This is a genomic window from Streptomyces sp. SAS_281, assembly GCF_052542855.1.
On the sequence record NZ_JBMNDO010000041.1, the window covers coordinates 1 to 19,624 of the forward strand.

Annotated in this window: 16 protein-coding genes; 4 read left to right on the forward strand and 12 right to left on the reverse strand. The window is 71.8% G+C overall.

All coding sequences use genetic code 11. The annotated features are described in order from the left end of the window. Positions 1-37: 37 nt before the first annotated feature. From ACN6LM_RS17625 to ACN6LM_RS17645, 5 genes are all read right to left on the reverse strand, one after another. Positions 38-2,428, reverse strand: coding sequence for an ABC transporter permease (locus ACN6LM_RS17625; RefSeq protein ID WP_445066305.1), 2,391 nt, complete (start codon positions 2,426-2,428; stop codon positions 38-40). After that, a complete protein-coding gene (locus tag ACN6LM_RS17630) occupies positions 2,425-3,111 on the reverse strand; it encodes an ABC transporter ATP-binding protein (protein WP_445066306.1) in 687 nt (228 codons plus the stop codon). Before ACN6LM_RS17630 ends, ACN6LM_RS17625 begins: the two co-directional genes overlap by 4 nt. After that, positions 3,108-3,632, reverse strand: coding sequence for a PadR family transcriptional regulator (locus ACN6LM_RS17635; RefSeq protein ID WP_425817064.1), 525 nt, complete (start codon positions 3,630-3,632; stop codon positions 3,108-3,110). The genes ACN6LM_RS17630 and ACN6LM_RS17635 overlap by 4 nt, the downstream gene beginning before the upstream one ends. 105 nt (positions 3,633-3,737) lie before the next feature. Then, complete coding sequence (locus ACN6LM_RS17640) at positions 3,738-3,995, reverse strand: hypothetical protein (protein WP_445066307.1); 258 nt, start codon at positions 3,993-3,995, stop codon at positions 3,738-3,740. Continuing rightward, complete coding sequence (locus ACN6LM_RS17645) at positions 3,992-4,963, reverse strand: SPFH domain-containing protein (protein WP_445066308.1); 972 nt, start codon at positions 4,961-4,963, stop codon at positions 3,992-3,994. Before ACN6LM_RS17645 ends, ACN6LM_RS17640 begins: the two co-directional genes overlap by 4 nt. Before the next feature lie 227 nt (positions 4,964-5,190). On the opposite strand from ACN6LM_RS17645, the gene ACN6LM_RS17650 reads away from it, so the two are divergent. Beyond that, positions 5,191-7,470, forward strand: coding sequence for a transglycosylase domain-containing protein (locus tag ACN6LM_RS17650; RefSeq protein ID WP_445066309.1), 2,280 nt, complete (start codon positions 5,191-5,193; stop codon positions 7,468-7,470). 91 nt (positions 7,471-7,561) lie between these two features. Here ACN6LM_RS17650 and ACN6LM_RS17655 read toward each other — a convergent pair whose 3' ends face one another. The 5 genes from ACN6LM_RS17655 to ACN6LM_RS17675 all read right to left on the reverse strand — a co-directional run bounded on the left by ACN6LM_RS17655 (position 7,562) and on the right by ACN6LM_RS17675 (position 15,767). Further along, a complete protein-coding gene (locus tag ACN6LM_RS17655) occupies positions 7,562-9,451 on the reverse strand; it encodes a SpoIIE family protein phosphatase (protein WP_445066310.1) in 1,890 nt (629 codons plus the stop codon). A 384-nt stretch (positions 9,452-9,835) separates the two neighbouring features. Then, the gene (fomD, locus tag ACN6LM_RS17660) at positions 9,836-10,543 is read right to left on the reverse strand and encodes a cytidylyl-2-hydroxypropylphosphonate hydrolase (protein ID WP_445066311.1); all 708 of its coding nucleotides are present in this window, start codon (positions 10,541-10,543) and stop codon (positions 9,836-9,838) included. A gap of 44 nt (positions 10,544-10,587) precedes the next feature. Further along, positions 10,588-11,991 carry a class II fumarate hydratase gene (locus ACN6LM_RS17665; protein WP_445066312.1) on the reverse strand — a complete coding sequence of 468 codons (1,404 nt, stop codon included), beginning with the start codon at positions 11,989-11,991 and terminating at the stop codon, positions 10,588-10,590. 276 nt (positions 11,992-12,267) lie between these two features. Beyond that, positions 12,268-13,569, reverse strand: coding sequence for a M18 family aminopeptidase (locus ACN6LM_RS17670; RefSeq protein ID WP_445066313.1), 1,302 nt, complete (start codon positions 13,567-13,569; stop codon positions 12,268-12,270). 521 nt (positions 13,570-14,090) lie between these two features. Continuing rightward, complete coding sequence (locus ACN6LM_RS17675; protein ID WP_445066314.1) at positions 14,091-15,767, reverse strand: fumarate hydratase; 1,677 nt, start codon at positions 15,765-15,767, stop codon at positions 14,091-14,093. A gap of 136 nt (positions 15,768-15,903) precedes the next feature. Between ACN6LM_RS17675 and ACN6LM_RS17680 the strand changes: the two genes are divergently transcribed. Continuing rightward, complete coding sequence (locus ACN6LM_RS17680) at positions 15,904-16,572, forward strand: DUF1707 SHOCT-like domain-containing protein (RefSeq protein ID WP_445066315.1); 669 nt, start codon at positions 15,904-15,906, stop codon at positions 16,570-16,572. Positions 16,573-16,738: 166 nt separating this feature from the next. Further along, positions 16,739-17,110, forward strand: a complete 372-nt coding sequence (locus ACN6LM_RS17685) for a WhiB family transcriptional regulator (RefSeq protein ID WP_445066316.1) — start codon at positions 16,739-16,741, stop codon at positions 17,108-17,110. Between the two features lie 84 nt (positions 17,111-17,194). Here ACN6LM_RS17685 and glpX read toward each other — a convergent pair whose 3' ends face one another. Beyond that, a complete protein-coding gene (gene glpX, locus ACN6LM_RS17690) occupies positions 17,195-18,226 on the reverse strand; it encodes a class II fructose-bisphosphatase (protein WP_445066317.1) in 1,032 nt (343 codons plus the stop codon). A gap of 143 nt (positions 18,227-18,369) precedes the next feature. On the opposite strand from glpX, the gene ACN6LM_RS17695 reads away from it, so the two are divergent. Beyond that, positions 18,370-18,888: a DUF4245 domain-containing protein gene (locus tag ACN6LM_RS17695; RefSeq protein ID WP_445066318.1), complete on the forward strand. Its 519-nt coding sequence runs from the start codon at positions 18,370-18,372 to the stop codon at positions 18,886-18,888. 85 nt (positions 18,889-18,973) lie between these two features. Here ACN6LM_RS17695 and ACN6LM_RS17700 read toward each other — a convergent pair whose 3' ends face one another. Then, on the reverse strand, positions 18,974-19,564 hold the full coding sequence (locus ACN6LM_RS17700; RefSeq protein WP_365678058.1) for a malonic semialdehyde reductase: 591 nt from the start codon (positions 19,562-19,564) through the stop codon (positions 18,974-18,976). Between the last annotated feature and the right edge of the window lie 60 nt (positions 19,565-19,624).

Below are 19,624 nucleotides of genomic sequence, written 5' to 3' on the forward strand. Positions count from 1 at the left end.
CCCCCCCCCCCCCCCCCCCCCCCCCCCCCCCGCGGCGTCACTCGCTGCGCAGTCCGTCCGGGCGCATCATGCGCCACAGCGGCGGCAGGGACAGCAGCGTGACCAGCAGGATGAGCGCCCCGCCCGCTCCCGCGAGGGGCAGGAACACCAGCCAGTCGTCGACCGACTTGCCGACCATCCAGCACAGCGCCGCGCCGAGCGAGAGGCCGCCGGCCACCGCCACCGCGAGCCCGATGACCACCGGGAGCGCGGTCTGCCAGAGCACCGACCAGGCGAGGGTGGTCCGCCGGGTGCCGAAGGCGACCAGGACCGAGAGCAGCCGCTTGCGCTCGCGCAGCTGTTCCAGCTGGGAGACCAGCATGGAGGCCGCGATCAGCAGCAGCGTGACCGTGGCGCCGACCTGGAGGCCGGTCTGGACGCTGGCGTACTGGCGGTCGCGTGAGACGGACGTCAGGGTGACCAGGCGCATGCCGGGGTCGATGCGGGCCGCCGTGTTGCGTACGTACTCGGCGACGTCCGGGACGCTCTCGTCGACGCGGATCTGTGAGGCGGTGATCGCGCCCGGCAGGGTAGTCGCGTCGATCGCACCCGGGGTGACCATGATCCCCCAGCGGTCCTCGCCGAGCGGGTCCTTGCGGCTGAGGACGGTCTTCGCGTCGGCGGGCAGCGTCCAGCGCAGCTTCCGGCCGCTCCCCGACTCGAACTCGACCTCCTTGCCCTTGCGGGCGGTCTTGTCCATCCAGCCGGCCATGTCCTTGTCGTTCCTGGGGTGCACGACGAAGGAGTCGCCGTCCTCGCAGGAGTCGATGCGGGCGACCTCGCGCAGGGTGGCGCAGTCACCGACGTTCAGCGACGTGGTGGGCTGCATCTCGCCGTCGCCGTACTTCCCCGGCTTGGTGACGTACGCCTCGACCATGCCGATGACCTGGGTGACGCCCTTGGTGGCGCGGAACTCCTTGATGTTCTCCACGGCGGCGTTGCCGCTGACCTTCTCCGACACGGCGTAGAACTGGGCGCGGCTGGGGTCCTGTCCGGTGGCCTTGTTGAAGTCGGCGTTCATCGAGGCGAACAGCATCTGCACGGCCACCGCGCCGGCCACCGCCACGGTGACGCCGCTGACGGCCCGGGAGGCGGTCCCGCTGCTCAGCTGGAGCCTGCGGGTGGCGAGCTGCCAGGGCACCGGGCCGCCGCGCAGCCGGTTCACGCACGCCTCGACCAGCCACGGCAGCAGCAGGGCGAGTCCGAGGAGGACCAGGACCGCGCCGATGGTGATGGGGTACGGGTTGACGACCTCGTACTCGCCGGACTGGCCCTTGAGCGCGAGCAGGCCGAGCCCCGCGAGGGGGAGCGCCAGCCGCCACCACAGACGGCGCTTGCGGGCCCGGTTGTTGCGTACGACCCCGAGCGGTTCGATGACCACCGAGCGCATAGCGGACAGCGTGACCAGCACGGCGGTCAGCGGGACGGCGACCGCGACGAGCAGGCACAGCCGCAGGTCGGGGGCGAGGTCCGTGGGGAAGGCGCTGACGTCCCAGACCTCGATGTAGCTGACGAACTGCCGGCCCACCAGGAAGAGGACGAGGCCGATCAGCACACCGAGCACCGAGCCGAAGAGCGCCTCGCCCGCCGCGATCCGGCGGGTCGACCTGATGTCCGTACCGACCAGGCGCAGCGCGGCTAGCCGGCGGTCGCGGCGGTCGCCGCCGAAGCGCACGGCGGTGGCGATGAAGATGGCGACGGGCGCGAGCAGCACCACGCAGACCATGATCACCAGGACCACGAGCAGCGGGGCGAGCGGCGGGGTCGGTTCGGGGTCGCCGTATCCGGTGACGCGGTGGCCGCCCGTGGCCTGCGTCAGGGTGTCGCTGCCGGCGTAGAACCACAGCTCGTTGGGCGACCGCAGTCCGTCATCCGCGATGGTGCCGGTGATCTTGTACGGGTAACGCTCCTTGAGCAGGGCGTTGGCGGGGTCGTTCAGCAGGTCCTTCAGGGCGGGGGAGACGACCATCTCGCCGGGGGCGGGCATGGCGTCGATGCCCGGCGGGAGCACCGGGTGGCTGCCCTCCGCGCGCATCAGATAGCCGCTGATGCTGCGGTCGTGGTACTCGGTGTCCGCACCGATCCGCAGGACCGAGGTGTCGGACTTCCTGCCCTGCGCGTCCGGGTTCTCGGAGATCTTGGTCTCGCTGCGGGCCGTTTCGCGGTCGTTGCGGGCGTCGAGCGCGTGCGGCACGGACGCGGCGAGGAACAGCAGCGTGACGCCGAGGCCGACGCCGACGGCGGTGAGCATCGTACGGATCCAGCCCTCGCGTCCGCCGGCGGCGGCGAACCGGACGCCGAGGGCGAGGTCGCGCAGCCAGGGCGCGGTGCGGGAGGGGCGGGCCGGCGGCGCGGGGGCCTGGGTCCGCTTCTCGTCCAGGAGCGTCATACGGCGTGCTCCAGATTCAGGGCCCGGCCGTCGCGCACGGTGACGTCGCGGTCGGAGTAGGCGGCGACGCGGGCCTCGTGGGTCACCAGGACCACCGCGACGTTGGAGGAGCGGGCGGCGTCGGTGAGCAGCTGCATGACCCGCTCGCCGTTGAGGGAGTCCAGGGCGCCGGTCGGCTCGTCCGCGAAGATCACCTTCGGGGACGCGGCGAGCGCACGGGCCACGGCGACGCGCTGGCCCTGGCCGCCGGAGACCTCGCCGGGGCGCTTGGCACCGATGTCCTCGACCTCCAGGCGCTCCATCCAGGAGCGGGCGGTGCGCTCGGCGTCCTTGCGGCGGGTGCCGTTGAGGCGGAGCGGCAGGGCGACGTTCTCCACGCAGGTGAGCTCGGGCACGAGCTGGCCGAACTGGAAGACGAACCCGAAGTCGCTGCGGCGCAGGGCGCTGCGCTCCGCGTCGGACATGGCGGAGAGCTCGCGGCCGTCGTAGGTGATGGTGCCGGAGTCCGGGGTGATGATTCCGGCGAGGCAGTGCAGCAGCGTGGACTTGCCGGAGCCGGAGGGGCCCATCACGGCGACGACCTCGCCGGGGTGGACGGAGAACGACGCGCCGTCGAGGGCGGGGGTCGAGCCGTAGGTCTTGTGCAGGTCGTGCGCGGAGAGCAGGGAGCCGGCGGGGGTCACGGGGCCACCACTTTCTGGAGCTGGCCGAGGCGGGCGGCGGTCAGTTCCAGCCAGCGCAGATCGGCTTCGAGGTGGAACAGGGCGTGGTCGCAGATCAGCTGGTCGGCGAGGTCGCCGCGGCGCTTGCGGTCGGTGAGGATGCGCATCAGGCGCAGGTGCTCGGAGCGCTGGGCGTCCAGCACGTCGCCCGCGTCGCGGCCGGTGAGCATGGCCAGGACGACCTTGGTGTACAGGGTCGACTGGAGGTACGGCTCCGGCTTCTCGGGCTGCGCGAGCCAGGTGGCGACATCGGTGATGCCGGCGTCCGTGATCGCGTACCGCTTGCGCTCGGGGCCGCCCCCGCTCTCCACGCCGTCGACCTCGACGAGGCCGTTCTTCAGCAGCCGGGACATGGTCGAGTAGACCTGCCCGTAGTGCAGGGGGCGGTCGTGCCCGAACTTCTCGTCGAACGTCCGCTTGAGGTCGTAACCGTGGCGTGGGCCGGACTCCAGGAGCCCGAGCAAGGTGTGGCCGATTGACATGCGGAGCACTCTACATGGTGTGTATACCTACTGTGTATACACGGGGGGTGCAGCCGGACGGCGCACGTCAACGGCCCGTCCCCGGAGGGACGGGCCGTTGCTGTCTCACTCCTCGCCCGGCGGTTCCTGCGCGGCCTTCGGCGGGCGCCCCCGGCGGGGGATGGGCGAGGTTCCGCCCGGCAGCCGGCCGGCCTCGGCGAGCGCCCGCCGCAGCAGGAACTCGATCTGCGCGTTCGCGCTGCGCAGTTCGTCCGACGCCCAGCGGGCCAGCGCGTCGTGCACGGCGGGGTCCAGCCGCAGCAGCATCTGCTTGCGCTGCCGCGGCCGGGCGCGGGGCCCTTCCCCCGGGCTCTCCTCGGTCACTGGTAGAGCGTGCCCGTGTTGAGGACCGGCTGGGCCGCGCGGTCACCGCACAGGACCACCATCAGATTGCTCACCATGGACGCCTTCCGCTCCGAGTCGAGCTCCACGATGTCCTGCTCGGCGATCCGGGTCAGCGCCATCTCGACCATGCCGACCGCGCCCTCGACGATCTGCTGCCGGGCCGCGACGACCGCGCCGGCCTGCTGGCGCTGGAGCATCGCGGAGGCGATCTCGGGGGCGTACGCGAGGTGGCTGAAGCGCGACTCGATGATCCGCACGCCCGCCGCCTGCACCCGGGCGGTCAGCTCGACGGCCAGCTTCTCGGTGATCTCCTCGGCGTTGCCCCGCAGCGAGAGGCCGCCCTCCTCGTGGGCGTCGTACGGGTACTCGAGGGCGATGTGCCGGACGGCGGACTCGGTCTGGGTGGCCACGAACTCCAGGAAGTCGTCCACCTCGAAGAGCGCCTGGGCGGTGTCCTCGACCTTCCACACGACGATCGCGGCGAGCTCGATCGGGTTGCCGTAGGCGTCGTTGACCTTGAGGACGGCGGTCTCGTGGTTGCGCACCCGGGTGGAGATCTTGCGGCTGGAGGTCAGCGGGTTCACCCAGCGCAGTCCGTCGGTGCGGATGGTGCCCACGTAGCGGCCGAACAGCTGGATCACCCGCGCCTCGCCCGGTGCGACCATCTTCACACCGCCCATGCAGAAGAACGAGGCGAGGGCGAGCAGGACGCCCAGGACGCAGAGCGGGATGCCGACGGCGTTGTTCCCGTTCGAGCCGATGACGCCCCCGATGACGGCGAGGGCGATGCCGGCGATCACGCCGAGCACGGTCAGCAGCAGCCCGAGGCCGCCGGCGATGCTGTGCGCCTTCACCTCTCGGACCTGCGGTTCCGGCATCTCGGGCGCGTCCGGGGCAAGCCCGGCGGACGGCTGGGCGGTGGTGTCGGGCTCGTGCGGGTCGGTCATGGTGGCCCCCGTGATGGTCAGCTAGCCGGTCGCTAGCAATGTGATTACACATTAACGGTTTTCGCAACCTTGCGCACCCCTCAGGAGTCGGTTCCATCGGGGGCGGGTGCTGATTCTCACGTCCGTAAAATCTCGGATCGTCGGCTTTTCGGGCTTGCCCACGGTGTTAGCTGGCAGGTCCGGGCTGATTCGGCAGAGCAGAGCAGAGAAACGGGAGCGACCAAGCGATGGGTCGAGCGGAAGCGCGACGAGCCCAGCGGCGGGCTGAGAAGAGCGGCATACGCAGGCTCTTCACCTGGCGCAAACTACTGGGCACCGCCCTCGGGGTGATCCTGCTGGGCATGGGCGCCTTCGCCGTGCTCTACATGGTTGTGGACGTGCCCGGGGGCAATCCCAAGGCGCGGATGCAGGCGAACGTCTACAAGTACGCCGACGGGAGCCTGCTGGCCAGGACCGGCGAGGTCAACCGAGAGATCGTGAGCCTCGCCGAGGTGCCCAAGGAGGTCCAGGACACCTTCGTCGCCGCCGAGAACAAGTCCTTCTACGACGACCACGGCGTCGACTTCAAGGGCACCGCGCGCGGCCTGCTCAACACCCTGTCCGGCAAGGGCAAGCAGGGTGGCTCGACCATCACGCAGCAGTACGTCAAGAACTACTACCTGGACCAGGACCAGACGGTCACCCGGAAGCTCAAAGAGCTGGTCATCTCGCTGAAGCTGGACCAGAAGAAGACCAAGAAGGAAATCCTCGCCGGGTACATCAACACCAGCTACTACGGCCGCGGCGCGTTCGGTATCCAGGCCGCCGCGCAGGCGTACTACGGCGTGGACGCCAAGAACCTGAACGTCTCCCAGGGCGCCTACCTCGCCGCGCTGCTCCAGGCGCCGAGCCAGTACGACTGGGCCGTCGCCGGTCCGAACGGCAAGCGGCTCGTCAAGGCGCGCTGGGCGTACACGCTGGACAACATGGTCGAGGAGGGCTGGCTCGACGCCGGCAAGCGGCAGGGGCTGAAGTTCCCCAAGCCGCACGACCCCAAGCCGCTCAACGGGACGGCCGGCCAGAAGGGCTACATCGTCGAGGCGGCCCGCAACGCGGTGCTCAAGCAGTCGGGCCTCACCGCGGACCAGTTCGACCTCGGTGGCTGGACGATCACCGTCAACATCGACAAGAAGAAGCAGGCGCGGCTGGAGAAGTCGGTCGAGACCAAGCTGCTCGACAAGCTGGACACCAAGAAGCGCAAGCTCGACAAGGACATCCAGGCGGGCGCCGCCTCGGTCGACCCGAAGACCGGCGCGGTGCTCGCGCTGTACGGCGGCCGCGGCCAGAGCGAGCATTGGGTGTCCAACGCCGCCCGCACCGACTACCAGCCCGCCTCCACCTTCAAGCCGGTCATCCTCGCCGCCGCCCTCGACGAGGAGTCGAAGACCCAGGACGGTGAGCGGATCACGGCGAACACCCGCTACGACGGCACCAGCAAGCGCCCGGTCGTCGGCGGCGACAGGTACTTCGCGCCGGAGAACGAGGACGACCACAACTACGGGCAGATCACCGTCCAGGCGGCGATGAACGCGTCCGTCAACTCCGTCTTCGCGCAGATGGGCGTGGACGTCGGCATGGACAAGGTGATGAAGACCGCCGGCGAGCTCGGCATGGACGTGGACAAGCTGGAAGCCGCACCCGCGATGACCCTCGGCTCCATGGGTGCGAGCCCGCTGGAGATGGCCGGGGTCTACGCCACGCTCGACAACCACGGCAAGGAGGTCACCCCGCAGATCGTGAAGTCGGCCGTGCACCAGGGCGACGCCGCGCTCGACATGCCCGACGCCATCGGCGACCAGGTGATCTCCCGGCAGGCCGCGGACTCCGTGACCTCCGTGCTGACCGGCGTGGTCGACGACGGTACGGCCCGCGGGTCGGTCCGCAACGCGGAGGGGCTCTCCGACAAGGACATCGCCGGCAAGACCGGTACCTCGGACGACAACAAGTCGGCCTGGTTCACCGGCTACACCCCGGACCTGGTGACCTCGGTCGGCCTGTTCGGCGAGGCCGCCTTCGACCGCACCGACGACGACGGCAAGAAGATCAAGAAGAACGCGCAGGTGACCCTCCAGGGCGCCGGTGGCGGCGGACGCGTCAACGGTGGCGGCTTCCCCGCCGAGATCTGGGCCGACTACATGGGGCACTCCGTCGGCAAGGCTCGCGAGTTCGACCTGGACACCGACATGGGCGCCGCGGTCAGCCCGCCTCCCGCGTCCCACTCGCCGAGCCCCAGCACCTCGCCCTCCGACGAGCCCTCGCCCTCCCACTCGCCCTCGACGTCGCCGTCCTCCGAGCCGCCGTCGGCCAGTGAATCCCCGCAGAGCTCCCCGCCCGCCTCGCCCTCGGGCGGCGCGACGAGCGAACCGCCGCCCAGCCCCTCGAACCGGCCGGGCCCGGACCCCTCGTCCACCGTGGAGCTCCCGGACCTCTCGGGGGACAAGCGGCCGGACCGCAGCGACGACAGCTGACCGGCTGACCCGCCGCCCCTGACCACGGCAACGGGCGGTGTACGAGGAGGAGCCTCGTACACCCCCCGTTCGCGTTCCCCGGGGCCGGGCGCTACCCGCGCACCGGCATCTCGAACCACACCACCTTGCCCGTCGACAGGCGCGTCGCGCCCCAGCGGCGGGCCAGGCGGTTGACCAGGAACAGGCCGCGCCCGTTCTCGTCCATGTCCTTGGCGCGGCGCTGCCGGGGCAGCTGCGGGGAGTCGTCGCCCACCTCGCAGCGCAGCGTCTCGGTGCGCAGCAGCCGCAGGGTGACCGGGCGCTCCGCGTAGCGCACGGCGTTGGTGACCACCTCGCTGATCAGGAGCTCCACCGAGTCCGACAGGTCGTCCAGGCCCCACCGGCCGAGCGCCCTGCGCGCCAGCCTGCGGGCCCGGCCGGGGGCGGACTCGTCCGGGTCCAGGAACCAGTAGGCGACGTCGCTCGGCGCGATCCCGTCGAAGCGGGCGGCGAGCAGCGCGATGTCGTCGTCGCGGTCACCGGGACCCAGCATGTCCAGCACGTCGTCGCACAGGGCCTCCAGCGGCGGCGAGTGGTCCGGGCCGGTCAGCCGGGCGGTCGCGGCGAGCCGTTCCCGCAGCAGCTCGATCCCCGTCCACACGTCCCGCAGCCGCGACTCGACCAGCCCGTCGGTGTACAGCAGCAGCGTCGCACCGGCGGGCGCGTCCAGCTCGACGGCCTCGAAGTCCACTCCGCCGACGCCGATCGGGGCGCCCGGAGGCACCCGCAGGACCTCGGCGCGGCCGCCCAGGTGGAGCAGGACGGGCGGCGGGTGGCCCGCGTTGGCGACGGTGATGCGGTGCGCGACGGGGTCGTACACCGCGTACAGGCAGGTGGCCATGCGGTCGCTGCCGAGGCGCTGCGCCTGCTCGTCCAGATGGTGCAGGACCTCCTGCGGGGGCAGGTCGAGCCCGGCCAGGGTCTGCGCGGTGGTCCGGAGCTGGCCCATGATCGCGGCGGAAGTCATGGAGTGGCCCATGACGTCCCCGACGACCAGGGCGACCCGGCTGCCGGGCAGCGGGATCGCGTCGTACCAATCGCCGCCGACCCGGGCCGTCTCGGCGGCGGGGAGGTAGCGCGAGGCGAGTTTCACGCCCGTCGGCTGGGGAAGCGAGTCGGGCAGCATCGTGCGCTGGAGCTCGTCCGCGATGTACGCCTCGCGCCCGTAGAGCACGGCCTTGTCGATGCCGAGGGCGGTGTGCGTGGCCAGCTGGGCGGCCACCAGGAGGTCGTTGGCCTCGAAGGCCGGGCGCTCGGCGCCGCGCAGGAAGACCGCCGCCCCGATCACCCGCCGCCGGCCGCGCAGCGGGGCCAGGACCACCCGGTGGCCCAGCGGCACCGTGCGGTCGGCGCCCAGCAGTTCGGGCAGCGCGACCCGGGCCGCCGCGGAGTCGCCGAAGACCGGGCGCACCCCGCGCAGCACCTCGGCGAGCGCACTCCCGGGCCGCACCTCGCACAGCTCGGCGGCGGGCATCAGGTCGGCCTGCGGGTCGAGGGCGGGCAGCCGCAGCCGCTCCGTCTCCGACAGGCTCTCGGTCTCCTCGTCGGTCAGCCGCAGCCGGTCCGAGCGGCGCAGCCGCAGCACGAACGGGTTGACCGGCCGCTCGTCTCCGACGGGCAGCGGGTCGCGGAGGTAGACGAGTATGGCGTCGGAGAAGGTCGGGACGCTGGCCCGGCACAGCCCGAGCACGATCTCGTCCAGGTCGATGCCCCGGGCGATCCGCCGGGTCGCGGCCCCCACGAAGCGCAGCCGGTCGCCTTCGCGCCGCGTCGCCGCCTGGGGGTCGGGGGCCGCGGTCGCGGGGCCCTTGGCGGGGGCCGGGATCGCCGTGGCGGCAGCGGCGGCCGCCACGGCGGCGTCCCGCTGCCGCGGCCGGGTGCGTTCCTGCGGCCGGGCGGCGAGAGGCTGCCGGCCTTCGTGGGAGGTGGGATGCTCCGTCACGCGTGGGATTCCGTCCGTCCGGGCCGGTTGTATGAGGCAATCACCTTGTGGGGCGCTACTGTGCCCCGGCAGGAGCGGCAATAACAACGGCTGACACCGCTTTCCCCGCCGTGCGGGGCCGAAACGCGATGTCCGATCAGGATGCCGGTGACAACGTTTCCGTGGGGGCGGCAGCGGTCAGCGGACACGTCTCCACCCCCTCGTAGTGGCTCATGTGATGCGGGCAACTCGTGCGACTCGTGACGCCGATGCGGCCCCGAGGACGCGGTCCGCGCGACGAGCCGGTGACTCGCCTTCAGGTCCTGCACCCCGCCTGCCGGTTGGGGCCGGGCCGCGCTCCTCGGGACGATCCTACGTTTGCCCCCCTGGGGTGCATCAAGGGTCTCACGACGGCATGGCGGAAGCCGTACGGTCCGAGCCGTCCGGCCGGCGGTCCCAGTCGTCCGGGAGTTCGGGCACCTGCCACGCCGGATCGGGCCGCCAGTCCTCCCAGCCGTCCCGGAACGGCGACCCCCAGGAGCGGATCAGCCCGACCGCCGCCCGCCCCGCCTCGCGCACCCGGCCCGCCGTGTCCGGCGTGATCAGGCCCACCCGCTGTGCCTGCTCGAACTCGTCCTCGTCGCGCCAGAGCCAGCTGCGGTCCGGGTAGACGGAGATGTCCAGGAAGTGGTCCTCGGAGTCGACGCCCCCGGCCCACCTGGTGCGCGGCTCCTCCAGGTTCACGTACCAGCTGCGGAACTGCCAGCCCCGCTCCCAGAACAGCCAGACGGACCAGGGGTCGCCGGGCCGGGCCAGCTTCAGCACGCCGTTGCCCAGCCAGAGCGAACGGGCCGTCGTGCGCGGGGCGGTGTACCGGGTGGCGAGCGGCTCGGCGTGCACCTCGGTGCCGTCCGCGAGGACCGGCTTGACGCACTCCGTGCCGGGCGCCACCCACACCGCGAGCAGGTCCTCGGTGTCCTGGACGACCGTGACCGGGCGGCAGATGTGGAACGCGTGAGCGGCGGAATCCGGCCGTCTGGGGCCGTTGCCCCGGTAGCGCCACAGGATCTGGTCACCCGGCGCCCAGCGCTCGGTCTCTCCGATACCCGTCATGGACAGATCCTACGGAGCGCGCCGCCCGGGCGCGGCGGCGCCCGTCAGGGGCGGGTCATGCGCAGCACGTCCAGGGCCTCGTCGAGCTGCTGTTCGGTCAGGTCTCCGCGCTCCACATAGCCCGATTCGAGGACGACTTCACGGATCGTCCGGCGCTCCGCGAGGGACTTCTTGGCGACCTTGGCCGCCTCCTCGTAACCGATGTACTTGTTCAGCGGGGTGACGACGGACGGCGAGGACTCGGCGTACTCCCTGGCCCGCTCGGCGTGCGCGGTGATCCCGTCCACCGTGCGGTCCGCGAGCAGCCGGGAGGCGTTGGCGAGCAGCCGTACGGACTCCAGCAGGTTCTTCGCGATGACCGGGAGCATGACGTTCAGCTCGAAGTTCCCGGCGGCGCCCGCGGCGGCGACCGTGGCGTCGTTCCCCGTAACCTGCGCGGCGACCATCAGGACCGCCTCGGGGATGACCGGGTTGACCTTGCCCGGCATGATCGAGGAGCCGGGCTGCAGGTCCGGCAGGGAGATCTCGGCGAGGCCGGTGCGCGGGCCTGACGCCATCCAGCGCAGGTCGTTGCAGATCTTGGTGAGCGAGACACCGATGGTGCGCAGCTGACCCGAGGTCTCCACCAGGCCGTCCCGGGCGCCCTGCGCCTCGAAGTGGTCGCGGGCCTCGGTGAGCGGAAGGCCGGTGACCCGGGCGACCTCCGCGATGACGGCGGCGGAGAAGCCGGGCGGGGTGTTGATGCCGGTGCCCACGGCCGTGCCGCCGAGGGGGAGTTCGGCGAGCCGGGGGAGTGAGGCGCGCAGCCGCTCGACGCCGTAGCGGATCTGGGCGGCGTACCCCCCGAACTCCTGGCCGAGGGTCACGGGCGTGGCGTCCATCAGGTGGGTCCGCCCGGACTTCACCACCGTCGCGAACTCCTCCGCCTTGCGCTCCAGGGCGGCGGCCAGGTGGTCCAGGGCGGGGATCAGGTCGGCGGTGACCGCGGCGGTCGCGGCGATGTGGATCGAGGAGGGGAACACGTCGTTGGAGGACTGCGAGGCGTTGACGTGGTCGTTGGGGTGGACCGCGCGGCCCAGGCGCTCGGTGGCGAGCGTGGCCAGGACCTCGTTGGTGTTCATGTTCGACGAGGTGCCCGAGCCGGTCTGGAAGACGTCGACCGGGAAGTGCGCGTCCCAGCGCCCCTCGGCGACCTCGCCGGCCGCCTCCTGGACGGCCTCGGCGATGTCCGGGTCGAGCACCTTCAGTTCGGCGTTGACCTTGGCGGCGGCCGCCTTGATCCGGGCCAGGGCCTCGATGTGGGCCCGCTCCAGGCGCTGGCCGGAGACCGGGAAGTTCTCCACGGCCCGCTGCGTCTGGGCGCGCCACTTCGCTTCGGCGGGGACCCTGACCTCGCCCATCGAGTCGTGCTCGACGCGGTAGCCCTCGGCCGTTCCCTGATCCGTCATCGTCCAACCTCCTTGAAGCCGCTTGGCCGGTGGCGGTGGGCGGGGCGGGCGCTCGTCCTGGCCCACCTTCCCCGGGCCCTCACCGGCCAGTACTCGCCGAGGGTAGCCGCCGCGGGGGAGGGAACGAGGCCCACCGGGCGCGGAACCCGCCGGGCCGCCGCAGCAGGACGGCGGCCCGCCGGGACGATCGCGGCTACGGGGCCCCGACCGCCCGGCCCGGTGGGACCGGTACCGCGTCCACCGTTCCCGAGGACCGGGCACCGGGGGCCGTGCCCCTTATCCGGACGTCACGAACGCCGTCAGGATCGCCGCCAGATGACCCGGGTCCCGCGCACCGCACAGCTCGCGGGCCGAGTGCATCGAGAGCCCCGGCACCCCCACGTCGACCGTCGGCACTCCCAGCCGGGCCGCCGTGAGGGGGCCGATCGACGTGCCGCACGGCATCGCGTTGTTGGAGACGAACGGCTGCCACGGCGCGCCCGCCCGCTCGCAGGCGGAGGCGAACAGGGCGATCCCGGCCGAGTCGGTGGCGTACCGCTGGTTGACGTTGACCTTGACCGTCGGGCCGCCGTTGGGCAGCGGCTGGTGGCCCGGGTCGTGGCGCTCCGCGTAGTTGGGGTGCACCGCGTGCGCCATGTCGGCGGATACGCAGTACGCGCCGGCCAGCGCCCGCGACCAGTCCTCCGCGCTGCCGCCCCGGGCCGACACGGAACGGCTCAGCACCCGCTCCAGCATCGGGCTCTGTGCCCCCGTGTCCGAGCCGCTGCCGACCTCCTCGTGGTCGAAGGCCGCGAGTACGGGGATGTAGGCCGGCGGCTCGGCGGCCGTCGCGGCGGCCGTCAGCGCGGTCACCCCGGCGTGCACCGACACCAGGTTGTCCAGCCGCGAGGACACCAGGAACTCCCGCTCCGCGCCCAGGTATCCGGGCGGCTGCACGTCGTGCAGCATCAGGTCCCAGCCCAGCACATCGCCCGGCTCCGTCTCGGCCGCCGCCGCGACCCGGCGCAGCAGCGCGCCCTCGTCGGCCGCGCCGAGGGACCAGACGGGTGCGATGTGGCGCTGCCGGTCCAGGGCGAGCCCGTCGTTGACGGTGCGGTCCAGGTGGATCGCCAGCTGCGGCACCCTCAGCAGCGGCTCGTCGATCTGCACCAGCCGGGACTCGGTCCCGCCGCCCGGTGCGCGCAGCGCGAGCCGGCCGGAGATGCCCAGGTCGCGGTCGAGCCAGGTGTTGAGCGGCACCCCGCCGTAGATCTCCACCGCGACCTGCCGCCAGCCCGCCGAACTCGTGTCGGGCGTCGGCTTGATCCGCAGGTTCGGCGAGTCGGTGTGCGTGCCGACGATCCGGAACGGGGTGTGGGCGGGCAGCGACTCGGGAACGTACCAGGCGATCAGCGCGCCCCCGTTGACGACGAAGGCGCCGCCCGCGGTGCCCGTCCAGTCGTCGGTGCCGCGCAGTTCTCGGAAGCCCGCCTTCTCCAGCCGCTGGGCCGCGCTCGCCACGGCGTGGTACGGGGAGGGGCTGGCGGCGATGAAGGTGAGCAGGTCGTCGGCATGGCTGCGGTGGGGGACCGGCGTCATGCGGTGTCCGCCTTTCCGGAGTGGGACGGTGAGGGTGGCGCGGCCGGGGTTCTGAGGGCCGTGCGGGTTCGGACAGCCGCGTGGGGGTTGCGGCCGTCGGCGAGGGCGGCAGGAGTTCTCCGGCAACGCCGGACAACCCACCGCATTCGCCTGCTGCTCCGCAAGCCCGGCGGACGGCCCGGTGCGCGAAAGCGGCGGTGCGCCGCGGGGCGCCGCGACGGCCGGATGGGCGCCCCGGGCCCTGCCCCGGTCCGTGCCGGGTCCCCGCGGGTCCGGCCGGCGCGCTTGCGTGGGCGTCGTGGCGGCTGCGCGAGATTGGCTGATTTCCGATGTGCGTGTAGGGGCCCCGAACCTTGCGCGCCTCACGTCCCGCCGCCGTCGCGGAGACCGGGCGCCCCCCTGTTCCAGGAGGGTGCCGTACGAAGAGGCCGCGTACCCGGCCACCGGACGACGGAAGGGGCGCTCACCGCGCGGCGTACCGGCGGTTCGCGCCCCTCCTCACTACTGCGCACGCACAGCGCTCAGCCCAGGCCAGGACCTCGCACCGGGATGCTGGTGAAGGTGGGCGCCGGGGCGGGCTCGGTGAAGAAGTCGTTGCCCTTGTCGTCCACGACGACGAACGCGGGGAAGTCCTCCACCTCGATCCGCCAGACCGCCTCCATGCCCAGCTCCTCGTACTCGACGACCTCGACCTTCTTGATGCAGTCCTGCGCGAGCCGGGCCGCGGGGCCGCCGATCGAGCCGAGGTAGAAGCCGCCGTGCTCGCCGCACGCGTCGGTGACCTGCTTCGAGCGGTTGCCCTTCGCCAGCATCACCTTGGAGCCGCCCGCCGCCTGGAACTGCGCGACGTAGCTGTCCATGCGGCCGGCCGTCGTCGGGCCGAAGGAACCGGAGGCGTAGCCCTCGGGGGTCTTCGCCGGACCCGCGTAGTACACCGGGTGGTCCTTCAGGTACTGCGGCATCTCCTCGCCCGCGTCCAGGCGTTCCTTGATCTTGGCGTGCGCGATGTCGCGCGCCACGACCAGCGGACCGGTCAGCGAGAGCCGGGTCTTGACCGGGTACTTGGTCAGCTCCGCGAGGATCTCGTCCATCGGCCGGTTCAGGTCGATCCGGACGACGTCGCCCTCGGTGTCGAGGTGCTCGTCGGTGGTGTCCGGCAGGAAGCGGGCCGGGTCCTTCTCCAGCTGCTCCAGGAAGACGCCCTCGGCGGTGATCTTCGCGGTGGCCTGGCGGTCCGCCGAGCAGGACACGGCGATGGCGACGGGGAGCGAGGCGCCGTGCCGGGGCAGGCGCACCACGCGGACGTCGTGGCAGAAGTACTTGCCGCCGAACTGCGCCCCGATGCCGATCTTCTGCGTCAGCTCGAAGACCTTCTCCTCCAGCTCCTTGTCGCGGAAGCCGTGCCCGGTGGGGGAGCCCTCGGCGGGCAGCTCGTCCAGGTAGTGCGCGGAGGCGTACTTGGCGGTCTTCAGCGCGAACTCGGCGGACGTACCGCCGACGACGATCGCCAGGTGGTACGGCGGGCAGGCCGCGGTGCCCAGCGAACGGATCTTCTCCTCCAGGAACTTCATCATGGACGCCTCGTTGAGGACGGCCTTGGTCTCCTGGAAGAGGAACGACTTGTTGGCCGAGCCGCCGCCCTTGGCCATGAAGAGGAACTTGTACGCACCGCCGTCGGTGGCGTACAGCTCGATCTGCGCGGGAAGGTTCGAGCCGGTGTTCTTCTCCTCCCACATGTTCAGCGGGGCCATCTGCGAGTAGCGCAGGTTGAGCTCGGTGTACGCGTCGAAGATGCCGTGCGACAGGGCCTCCTCGTCACCGCCCTCGGTCAGCACGTTCTGCCCGCGCTTGCCCATGACGATCGCGGTGCCGGTGTCCTGGCACATGGGCAGGACGCCCGCGGCGGCGATGTTCGCGTTCTTCAGCAGGTCGAGCGCGACGAACTTGTCGTTGGACGAGGCTTCCGGGTCGTCCACGATCCGCCGCAGCTGCGCCAGGTGCGCGGGACGCAGGTAGTGCGAGATGTCGTGCATGGCCTCGGCGGCCAGGGTGCGCAGCGCCTCCGGCTCGACCTTGAGGAACGTACGCCCGTCGGCCTCGAAGGTGGACACACCCTCGGCGGTGACCAGACGGTACGGCGTGGTGTCCTCTCCCAGGGGGAGCAGATCGGAGTACGCAAACTCTGGCATTACGGCCATTCCTCACTCGGCAGACAGCGGCTGGCCACCCTTGGACAGCGCACCCACCAGGGTAGGACGCGTGGGGGGCGGCGGGCTTGTGAGGTAGGGCTCACCGCCTCTGTCGCGATCTATCGCGTTTCGGTACGCTGGGGAGGTGGACCTCGAGAAGCAGCCCCAGCAGCCCACCGCACCGGCGGACACCGACGCCATCCGTGCCTCCGACGCGGACCGCGACCGGATCGCGGACATCCTGCGCGAGGCGCTGGCCGAGGGCCGGCTGACCGCCGACGAGCACGCGGAGCGGGTCGAATCCGTCTACCGCGCCAAGACCGTCGGCGAGCTCGAACCGCTCGTCCGGGACCTGCCCGCGCCGGGTGGCACGCCCAGGGCCGCCGCCGGCACGCCGTACGCGTACGGCCCCGAGCCGGCGGCCGGTCCCGCCGACAACCTGGTGGCGATCTTCAGCAGCTCGACCCGCAGGGGCCGCTGGCGGGTGGGCGCCCGGACGAACGCCTTCTCGCTGTTCGGCAGTGTGGAAATCGACCTGACGGAGGCGCTTTTCGGACAGCGTCTCACCGTCATCAACGCGACGTCCGTCTTCGGCAGCGTGGAGATCAGGGTCCCGGAGAACATCTCGCTGCGCGGCAGCGGCACGGGCGTTTTCGGCAGTTTCGAGGTCCGCACGCTGGAATCCGCCGACCCCGAGGCACCCGTGGTCGTCGTCAACGGGTACTCGGTGTTCGGCAGCGTCGAGGCGAAGCCGAAGCGCGGCAAGTTCGTCGCGGATCTCCAGGACCGGCTGCGCAAGCACCTCGGCCACTGACGCTCTGCGGGCCGGGCGCGCGGAGTCGGTTTCATCCGGCCGAAAAGGGACTCGACCGCAGTTGCGCGGAACGGACCTGAGTGCCACTCAGTGCATAGGCGCACGCACAGCGGGTAGGGACTGCTGCATCGCCTCTCGCTCGCGAAGCCGTCGTCAGGAGTGGACCGTGCTGCAACTGCCGCATCAGCCCCTGCAGGTCGCCGCCGTCCCCCCGCAGCGGATCCCCGCTCGGGAGGACCAGGCAGGCCCCTGGCATTCGGAGGCGGTGTGCCGCCGGGACGAGGCCGGGCTGTTCTTCGCTCCGTCGAAGGAGCCGACTGCCGCCCGCCTCTCGCGCGAGGAGTCCGCGAAGCGGGTCTGCGCGCGCTGTCCCGTGATGGTGGAGTGCCGCGAGCACGCCCTGATGCAGCCCGAGCCCTACGGGGTGTGGGGCGGTCTCACGGCCGCCGAGCGCCGCGTGGCGCTGGCCCGGCGCAGGCGGCGGGACGTGGAGCTGAAGGCCGCCGGCGCGTCCGGCCGGGTGGCCGCGGCGGGCTGACCGGGCCGCCGGTCCCGTATCCGTACGTACGAAGAGGCGCCCCCACCGCACATGGGGGGCGCCTCTTCGCCCGGGCGCGCGGTGCTACTTCGCGCGGTCGAAGTCGATGGCGCTGTACGCCCGCAGCTTCGACAGCCGGTGGGTGGAGCTGATCGTCCGGATGGTGCCGGACTTGGACCGCATGACGATGGACTCCGTGGTCGCCGTCTCCGAGCGGTAGCGCACCCCGCGCATCAGCTCGCCGTCGGTGATCCCGGTCGCCACGAAGAACACGTTGTCCCCGCTGACCAGGTCGTCCGTGGACAGCACGCGGTCCAGGTCGTGGCCGGCGTCCAGGGCGCGCCGCCGCTCGGCCTCGTCCTTCGGCCAGAGCTTGCCCTGGATGACACCGCCGAGGCACTTTATGGCGCAGGCCGAGATGATGCCCTCGGGCGTGCCGCCGATGCCCATGAGCAGGTCCACGCCGGTGCCCTCGCGGGCGGCCATGATCGAACCGGCCACGTCGCCGTCGGAGATGAACTTGATGCGGGCGCCGGTCTCCCGGATCTCCTTGACGATGCCGTCGTGGCGCGGGCGGTCCAGGACGACGACGGTGACGTCCTCGGGCGTGGAGTTCTTCGCCCGGGCGACGCGGCGGATGTTCGCCGAGACGGGGGCGTTGATGTCCACGAAGTCGGCCGCCTCCGGGCCGGTGACCAGCTTGTCCATGTAGAAGACGGCGGACGGGTCGAACATCGCGCCCCGGTCCGCGGCGGCCAGGACGGCGATCGCGTTCGGCATGCCCTTGGCGTTGAGGGTCGTGCCGTCGATCGGGTCGACGGCGATGTCCACCTCGGGCCCGGTGGCGTCCCCGACGTGCTCGCCGTTGAACAGCATGGGCGCCTCGTCCTTCTCGCCCTCACCGATGACGACGACGCCGTTCATGGACACGGTGGAGACCAGGGTCCGCATGGCGTTCACGGCGGCGCCGTCGGCCCCGATCTTGTCCCCGCGGCCGACCCAGCGCCCGGCGGCCATGGCGGCGGCCTCGGTGACCCGGACCAGCTCGAGGGCGAGGTTGCGGTCGGGGGCCTCCGGGGAGACCTCCAGCTGGGACGGCAGATGATGCTCGGACATCGGAGCGCACCTTTCTGTACGGCGACGACCGGATGAGGGTGATCTGACTCTATCGCCAGGCCGATAAAATGAGCAGACCGGGTCACGTTTGAGCGGGGCGGCCCCCGGTTCGGACGCACGGAGGCTGATGCGACGATGGGGGCGTGGCAAGCAAGCAAGGCAAGCAGACCGTCCGGGACATGATCCTGTCGCTGTTGGCGATCGCCGCCGTGGCGGGTGTCGTCTACATCTTCATCCCGCACGACGACAAGGCCGATCCGGTCAAGGCGGTCGACTACCGCGTCGAACTCCTGACCGCGCGGCGCGCCGCCCCGTACCCGGTGGCGGCCCCCAGCGGCCTGCCCGAGGGCTGGAAGCCCACCTCGGTCACATACCAGCGGGACAAGGGCAACAGCTGGCACCTGGGCTTCCTCGACCCCGACGGCAAGTACGTCGCGGTGGAGCAGTCCACGGCTCCGGCGAAGTCCTACATCGCCCAGGTGAGCCAGGAGGCCGAGGACACCGGGCGCACCCAGGAGGTCGCCGGGGAGACCTGGCAGCGCTGGGAGGGCCCCAAGTACGACGCGCTGGTGCGCGAGGAGAAGGGCGCCACGACGGTGGTGACCGGCTCGGCCCCGGCGGAGCGGCTGGCGGAGATGGCGGCGGCGCTGAAGACGTCCTGACGCCGTACGGCGTACGGATACGGGGAGGGGCCCGGAGCACTCGCTCCGGGGCCCTCCCCGTGTTCGCCGTTCGGGCGGCCGTGGCTCAGACGGTCTTGACGACCTCGTCGAACGCCAGGCGCGGCAGGCGCGGGAACCAGGCGTCCTCGCCCGGCTTGCCGATGTTGACGACCATCAGCACGTTGTGGTCGCCGTCCAGGAACTCCTTCTCGATGCCCGCGGCGTCGTAACCGGTCATCGGGCCGGCGGCCAGACCGGCGGCGCGGACACCGATGATGAAGTACGCGGCCTGCAGGGCGGCGTTCAGCGAGGCGGCGGACTCGCGGACCGGGCGCTCCGAGAAGAACATGTCCTTGGCCTGCGGGAAGTGCGGCAGCAGGGCCGGCAGTTCCTCGTGGAACTCGTTGTCCGCGGCCAGGATCGCGACCAGCGGCGCGGTCGAGGTCTTGGGCTGGTTGCCCTCGGCCATGTGCTGGACGAGACGCGCGCGGGCCTCGTCGGAGCGCACGAGCACGACGCGCAGCGGCGACTGGTTGAAGGCGGTCGGGCCGTACTTGACCAGGTCGTAGATGGCCTGGACCTGCTCGTCCGTCACCGGCTCGTCGGTGAACGTGTTGGCGGTGCGGGCCTCGCGGAAGAGGAGGTCCTGGGCGGCGGGGTCAAGAACGAGGGACATCGTGCGTATTACCTTCCGGACGTACACGGCGGGATCGGGTCACGGACACGGAGGACCGGG